The following is a 6591-nucleotide window of genomic DNA, read 5'->3' as shown; positions in this document are numbered from 1 at the left end:
TTGGAAATATCAAAAAACAAGGAGGAAACGAGTTATACATAGAAGCCATAGATAGTATAGGTCTCTCCCGAACATGGGAAAGATGCATGAATGGTGATACTTCCAATGGTAACTTTAGTATGGGAGCCGACNTAGTATAGGTCTCTCCCGAACATGGGAAAGATGCATGAATGGAGATACTTCCAATGGTAATATGGGTGTTAAGGGGAAATATCTTATTTTTACATTAACAGAAGAAGAATTTTCCAAAGACACTTTAATTTATTATATATACGGAGGAAAAAAGAGAAAATGTATGGGAGAGTTACTGTTGATAAAGAAGAAATAGTTTTTTTATATAAAAAACAGGAAATATAACTTTAGATATGCTAAAGATTATTTGATAAAAAAATTGAATTATGAAGTGAAGTATAACAAATAGTAAAAAGATAAGAATATAAGTAATTTGTTCTAAATAGATTTACCAAAAATTGGATGGAATAATGAGAAATTTTAAATTAAAATTTTAATCAAGTTAAAACCATTGAAATCAAAATAAAAACTAATTATAAAAAATTTTGAATCAGAATGTTAAATTGTGAAAAAAATTTTTTAATTTTGCAGTCCGAAAAAATATATAAATAGAACAAATGTCAGGTATTATTGGAAAAAAAATTGGCATGACCAGCTTGTTTGACGAGGAAGGTAAAAACATTCCTTGTACTGTTATAGAAGCAGGTCCATGTACAGTTTTACAGGTCAGAACCGAAGAAAAGGACGGCTATTATGCGGTTCAGCTAGGTTTCGATGACAGAAGTGAAAAAAATGTCGGCAAAGCCCTTTTAGGTCACTTCAAAAAAGCAGGTTCAACACCAAAAAGAAAAATGGTGGAGTTTCGTCATGGGTTTGACGGATTGAAAATTGGAGAAGAAGTAAAAGTTGATTTATTTTCAGAAGGAGAATATGTTGACGTTACCGGAACTTCAAAAGGTAAAGGATTCCAAGGGGTGGTTAAAAGACACGGCTTTGGAGGGGTTATGCAAGCAACACACGGTCAGCATAACAGATTAAGAGCTCCGGGTTCTATTGGAGCAGGATCAGATCCATCCAGAGTATTTAAAGGAATGAGAATGGCAGGAAGAATGGGTGGAAATCAAGTGACAGTGCAAAATTTACAGGTTATAAAAGTGGACAATGAAAAAAATCTTTTAATTGTAAAAGGTGCAGTTCCGGGTCCTAAAAATTCATATGTAATTGTAAGAAGATGGAATTAGTAGTACTAGATAGAAGCGGAAAAGAAACCGGAAGAAAGGTTACTTTAGACGAAACAATATTTGGAGTTGAACCGAATACACATGCTGTTTACTTAGAAGTAAAGCAATATTTGGCATCACAGAGACAAGGAACCCATAAATCTAAAGAAAGATCCGAATTAAGTGGATCAACTCGTAAACTTCACCGTCAAAAAGGAACAGGAGGTTCCCGAAAAGGGGATATCAACAACCCTTTGTTCAGAGGTGGAGCAAGAGTATTTGGACCTAGACCAAGAGATTACAGGTTCAAATTAAATAAATCATTAAAAAGAATAGCAAAAAAATCAGTTTTTAGTCAAAAATTAAAAGAAAACAACTTAAAAGTAGTTGAAGACTTAAATTTTGAAGCACCTAAAACAAAAGATTTTACTAAAGTTTTACAAGATTTAGGACTAGCTAACAAAAAAGCTTTGTTTATTTTAGGGCAGTCTAATAAAAATGTATACTTGTCATCACGAAATTTACAAGACGCTAAAGTATTAGGATATAACGAGATAAGTAGTTATGATATCTTAAAAGCGAATGAAGTGGTTTTGTTTGAAAGCTCAGTAGAAAAAATACAAGAAAATTTAAGAAAATAGAATTATGTCTGTACTCATAAAACCTATTATATCAGAAAAAGCTAACGAAATCGCTGAAAAAAGAAATCGTTATACTTTTTTAGTAAATACTAAAGCGAATAAGTCAGAGATTAAATATGCTGTAGAACAAGCTTACGGAGTTAATGTAGTTGCAGTAAGAACATTAATTTCTGCACCTGTTGTTAAATCAAAATATACAAAAACAGGTCTTCAAGTTGGAAAAACTAATAAATTGAAAAAAGCAATGGTTGATATAAAAGAAGGTCAAACCATTGATGTATTTGGAAATATATAATTTATAAAGAATCATGTCGGTAAGAAAATTAAAACCTATCACCCCCGGACAAAGATTCAGAATTGTTAACAATTTTGAAGAAATCACTACTTCAAAACCGGAAAAATCCTTACTAAGAGGAATTTCTAAATCAGGAGGTAGAAATAATTCCGGAAAAATGACCATGCGTTATACCGGAGGTGGACACAAGAAACGATACAGAGAGATCGATTTCAAGAGAAATAAGTTTGGCATTCCGGCTACTGTAAAATCAGTAGAATATGATCCAAACAGAACTGCATTTATCGCATTATTGGTTTATGCAGACGGTGAAAAACGCTACATTGTGTCTCCTCACGGTATTAAGGTAGGACAAAAAGTCGTTTCAGGAGAGAGTGTTGCTCCTGAAATTGGAAACGCAATGAAATTAAAAAGCATACCTTTAGGTACTGTTATTTCATGTATTGAGTTACGTCCCGGACAAGGAGCAAAAATGGCAAGAAGTGCCGGAACCAGCGCACAACTTATAGCCAGAGACGGTAAATATGCCGTTCTTAAAATGCCTTCCGGAGAAACTCGTATGATTTTAGTTGAATGTATGGCAACAATTGGTTCTGTTTCCAATTCAGATCATCAGCTAATCGTATCTGGTAAAGCAGGTAGAAGCAGATGGTTAGGAAGAAGACCAAGAACAAGGCCGGTAGCAATGAACCCTGTAGATCACCCAATGGGAGGTGGTGAAGGTAGATCAACCGGAGGACATCCAAGATCTAGAAAAGGTATGCCTGCAAAAGGATACAAGACTCGTTCAAAGAAGAAAGAATCGAATCGTTATATTTTACAAAAAAGAAAATAATCTAGTATGGCACGTTCGTTAAAAAAAGGACCTTATATTCACTATAAATTAAACAAGAAAGTTCAAGCAAATATAGAGTCAGGAAAAAAAGTCGTGATTAAAACATGGTCTAGAGCATCAATGATATCTCCGGATTTCGTTGGTCAAACGTTTGCAGTACATAACGGAAAACAATTTGTACCGGTATATGTAACTGAAAATATGGTTGGACATAAGCTAGGAGAATTTTCACCTACTCGTGTGTTTAGAGGTCATGCAGGAAATAAAAATAAAGGTAACAGATAATAAGCAATGGGTAACAGAAAACAAAATAGTGCAACAGCACGTAAAGAAGCTAAGAAAAATTTAGCAATTGCTCGCTTGAATAATTGTCCTACCTCGCCTAGAAAGATGAGATTAGTAGCAGATATCATTAGAGGCGTTGATGTTGATAAAGCATTATACATATTAAAATATTCAAAAAAAGAGGCTTCAATCAGATTAGAAAAACTTTTATTAAGTGCCATAGCTAATTGGCAAGTTAAAAATGAAGGCAAAGACATCGAAGAAGCTAAACTTTATGTAAAAGAAATTTTTGTTGACGGTGGATCTATGTTAAAAAGATTACGTCCTGCTCCTCAAGGGAGAGGATATAGGATTAGAAAAAGATCTAATCATGTAACAATTATTCTAGGAAACAAAAACGAAGTAAATTAAGTATGGGACAGAAAACAAATCCAATAGGTAATAGATTAGGAATCATTCGAGGATGGGATTCTAATTGGTATGGTGGAAAAAACTTTGGAGATAAAATAGCAGAAGATTATAAAATCAGAAGATATTTAGAAGCAAGATTATCCAAAGCAGGTGTTTCCAGAATTTACATCGAAAGAACTTTGAAATTAGTTACTATTACCATCACCACAGCAAGACCTGGAATTATCATAGGAAAAGGTGGTCAGGAAGTAGATAAATTAAAAGAAGAGTTAAAAAAGATTACTAAAAAGGAAATTCAAATAAATATTTTTGAAATTAAAAGACCTGAACTGGATGCAAAATTAGTTGCAGAAAGTGTAGCTCGTCAAATTGAAAGCCGTATCTCATATAGAAGAGCTGTTAAAATGGCTATCGCATCTACAATGAGAATGAACGCTGAAGGAATTAAAATTATGATTTCCGGACGTTTAAACGGTGCTGAAATGGCAAGATCAGAATCTTTTAAAGAAGGAAGAATTCCTTTGTCAACTTTCCGTGCTGATATCGATTATTATATTGCTGAAGCTCATACAACTTATGGTCGCTTAGGGGTAAAAGTATGGATTATGAAAGGCGAAGTGTATGGTAAAAGAGAGTTATCTCCGTTAGTAGGTCTTCAGAAAAAGACTCAGAAAAGAAAAGTTAAAGAAAGAAGATAAAAAAATATCTTAGGTAATTATGTTACAACCAAAAAGAACAAAATTCCGTAAACAGCAAAAAGGACGTATGAAAGGTCTTTCTTACAGAGGAAGTAAATTAGCATACGGTACTTTTGGAATTAAAGCGTTAGATTCAGTATTTATTACTGCAAGACAGATAGAAGCTGCACGTATTGCTGCCACTCGATATATGAAAAGAGAAGGACAATTATGGATTAAAATATTCCCGGATAAGCCTATTACCAAAAAACCTGCTGAGGTTCGTATGGGTAAAGGAAAAGGTGCTGTGGAATATTGGGTAGCAAGAGTATCACCGGGAAGAATTTTATTTGAAATAGGGGGAGTTCCTTATGATGTTGCAAAAGAAGCATTACGACTTGCAGCTCAAAAATTACCGGTAAAAACTAAATTTGTTGTTGCTAACGATTTTGTGCAATCATAAATAATAAAATCGATGAAAGCAGTTGATATAAGAAATTTAAGTCAAGAAGAAGTTAAAGCAAAATTAGCTGAGACAAAAGCTGAGTATGCTAAACTAAGATTATCACATAAAGTGTCTCCAATTGGAAATCCGATTCAATTAAGAGAGATGAGAAAAACAATAGCAAGGTTGTTAACAGCCTTAAAGTAATTTAAAATCCGAAAAAGAATTTAATTTCAATTATGGAAAGAAATTTAAGAAAAGAAAGAATCGGAGTAGTATCTAGCAATAAGATGGATAAAACTATCGTTGTTAGTGAGACAAGCAGAATGAAACATCCCATGTATGGGAAATTCGTTTTAAAAACTAAAAAATATACTGCTCACGATGAGAAAAACGAATGCAATGAAGGAGATACCGTTCGCATTATGGAAACTCGTCCATTGAGTAAGAGTAAAAGATGGAGATTAGTAGAAATATTAGAAAGAGCTAAATAATTTAGAGATGCTACAAACAGAATCAAGATTAAAAGTTGCAGATAATACTGGAGCAAAAGAGGCTTTAGTTATCAGAGTGTTAGGAGGTTCAAAAAGAAGATATGCATCTGTAGGTGATAAAATAGTTGTTACTATAAAAGATGCTACTCCATCAGGAAACGCTAAAAAAGGTCAAGTATCCAAAGCAGTAGTGGTTAGAACTAAAAAACCTGTAAGAAGGAAAGACGGTTCTTATATTAGTTTTGAAGATAATGCATGTGTATTGTTAAATGCAGCAGGAGAAATGAGAGGAACTCGTGTTTTTGGACCGGTAGCCAGAGAATTACGTGATAAAGAGTATATGAAAATTATATCATTAGCTCCTGAGGTATTATAAGGTAAATTAAAAAAAATGGCAAAAGTTAAAATAAAAAAAGGAGATAAAGTTCAAGTTCTTGCCGGATCATACAGAGGAAAGCAAGGACAAGTTTTAGTAATTTATCCTGAAAAAAACAGAGCGATAGTTGAAGGAGTTAATATAGTTAAAAAACATAGAAAACCTTCAGCAGAAAATCCTCAAGGAAGTATTATTGAAAAAGAAGCTTCTATACATATTTCTAACTTAGCTCTATTGGATCCAAAATCCGGAAAACCAACAAGAGTAAGTTATAAAATGGATGGTGAGAAAAAAGTTAGAGTTGCAACCAAATCAGGAGAAGTGATTTAATTAAATTTGAAAGATTATGCAATACATAGCAAGACCGAAACAATTATATAAAGATAAAATCATCTCTGCTCTAAAAGAGGAATTTGGTTATACATCTGTAATGCAAGTTCCAAAACTAGAAAAGATTGTGATAAGCCAAGGATTAGGGGCAGCAACAGCAGATAAAAAAATTGTTGATTATGCAGTTGAAGAAATTTCTTTAATTGCAGGACAAAAAGCAATACCATGTCTATCTAAAAAAGATGAAGCCGGTTTCAAATTAAGAAAAGGAATGCCAATCGGCGCAATGGTTACCTTACGAGGTGATAGAATGTATGAATTTTTAGATAGATTAATTACTGCTGCTTTACCTCGTGTTAGAGATTTTAATGGAATAAAATCAGATGGTTTTGACGGTAGAGGTAACTATACATTAGGAATTACTGAACAAATCATATTTCCAGAAATAAATATTGATAAAGTGAAGAAAATTCAAGGTATGGATATTACCTTTGTAACTAATGCAAAAACCGATAAGGAAGCAAAAGCATTATTAACCCACTTTGGATTACCATTTAAAAAGAATTAATT

General features: G+C 33.1%; 14 protein-coding genes. All 14 read left to right on the top strand.

Going from position 1 to position 6591, the window contains the following annotated elements; translation table 11 throughout:
* The first annotated feature begins 166 nt into the window (after positions 1-166).
* The gene (locus GFU93_RS03215) at positions 167-328 is read left to right on the top strand and encodes a hypothetical protein (RefSeq protein WP_160567154.1); all 162 of its coding nucleotides are present in this window, start codon (positions 167-169) and stop codon (positions 326-328) included.
* A 301-nt stretch (positions 329-629) separates the two neighbouring features.
* Positions 630-1253, top strand: coding sequence for a 50S ribosomal protein L3 (rplC, locus tag GFU93_RS03210; RefSeq protein WP_055425373.1), 624 nt, complete (start codon positions 630-632; stop codon positions 1251-1253).
* Positions 1244-1873 (top strand): 50S ribosomal protein L4, encoded by a 630-nt coding sequence (rplD, locus tag GFU93_RS03205; RefSeq protein WP_105298129.1) that lies wholly within the window; start codon positions 1244-1246, stop codon positions 1871-1873. The genes rplC and rplD overlap by 10 nt, the downstream gene beginning before the upstream one ends.
* A 4-nt stretch (positions 1874-1877) precedes the next feature.
* Positions 1878-2168, top strand: a complete 291-nt coding sequence (gene rplW / locus GFU93_RS03200) for a 50S ribosomal protein L23 (protein ID WP_105298128.1) — start codon at positions 1878-1880, stop codon at positions 2166-2168.
* A 13-nt stretch (positions 2169-2181) separates the two neighbouring features.
* Positions 2182-3003 carry a 50S ribosomal protein L2 gene (rplB, locus tag GFU93_RS03195; RefSeq protein WP_105298127.1) on the top strand — a complete coding sequence of 274 codons (822 nt, stop codon included), beginning with the start codon at positions 2182-2184 and terminating at the stop codon, positions 3001-3003.
* 6 nt (positions 3004-3009) lie between these two features.
* Positions 3010-3288: a 30S ribosomal protein S19 gene (rpsS, locus tag GFU93_RS03190; RefSeq protein ID WP_055425369.1), complete on the top strand. Its 279-nt coding sequence runs from the start codon at positions 3010-3012 to the stop codon at positions 3286-3288.
* Between the two features lie 6 nt (positions 3289-3294).
* Complete coding sequence (gene rplV / locus GFU93_RS03185) at positions 3295-3699, top strand: 50S ribosomal protein L22 (protein ID WP_055425368.1); 405 nt, start codon at positions 3295-3297, stop codon at positions 3697-3699.
* Positions 3700-3701: 2 nt separating this feature from the next.
* Positions 3702-4397: a 30S ribosomal protein S3 gene (gene rpsC / locus GFU93_RS03180; protein ID WP_055425367.1), complete on the top strand. Its 696-nt coding sequence runs from the start codon at positions 3702-3704 to the stop codon at positions 4395-4397.
* Positions 4398-4416: 19 nt separating this feature from the next.
* Entirely contained in the window at positions 4417-4839 is a 423-nt protein-coding gene (gene rplP, locus GFU93_RS03175; protein WP_055425366.1) for a 50S ribosomal protein L16, read from the top strand.
* 12 nt (positions 4840-4851) lie between these two features.
* Positions 4852-5028, top strand: coding sequence for a 50S ribosomal protein L29 (gene rpmC, locus GFU93_RS03170; RefSeq protein WP_105298126.1), 177 nt, complete (start codon positions 4852-4854; stop codon positions 5026-5028).
* Between the two features lie 32 nt (positions 5029-5060).
* Positions 5061-5315: a 30S ribosomal protein S17 gene (gene rpsQ, locus GFU93_RS03165; protein ID WP_055425364.1), complete on the top strand. Its 255-nt coding sequence runs from the start codon at positions 5061-5063 to the stop codon at positions 5313-5315.
* A 7-nt stretch (positions 5316-5322) separates the two neighbouring features.
* Complete coding sequence (gene rplN, locus GFU93_RS03160) at positions 5323-5691, top strand: 50S ribosomal protein L14 (protein WP_055425363.1); 369 nt, start codon at positions 5323-5325, stop codon at positions 5689-5691.
* A 15-nt stretch (positions 5692-5706) separates the two neighbouring features.
* Complete coding sequence (rplX, locus tag GFU93_RS03155) at positions 5707-6021, top strand: 50S ribosomal protein L24 (protein WP_105298124.1); 315 nt, start codon at positions 5707-5709, stop codon at positions 6019-6021.
* Positions 6022-6037: 16 nt separating this feature from the next.
* Entirely contained in the window at positions 6038-6589 is a 552-nt protein-coding gene (rplE, locus tag GFU93_RS03150) for a 50S ribosomal protein L5 (RefSeq protein ID WP_105298123.1), read from the top strand.
* The last annotated feature ends 2 nt before the right edge of the window (positions 6590-6591 follow it).

Origin of the sequence: Apibacter sp. B3546, from assembly GCF_009827885.1 — a bacterium.
Lineage (GTDB): Bacteria > Bacteroidota > Bacteroidia > Flavobacteriales > Weeksellaceae > Apibacter.
The sequence above is the reverse complement of the archived record's forward strand: the minus strand, read 5'-3'. Positions and strand labels throughout refer to the sequence as shown.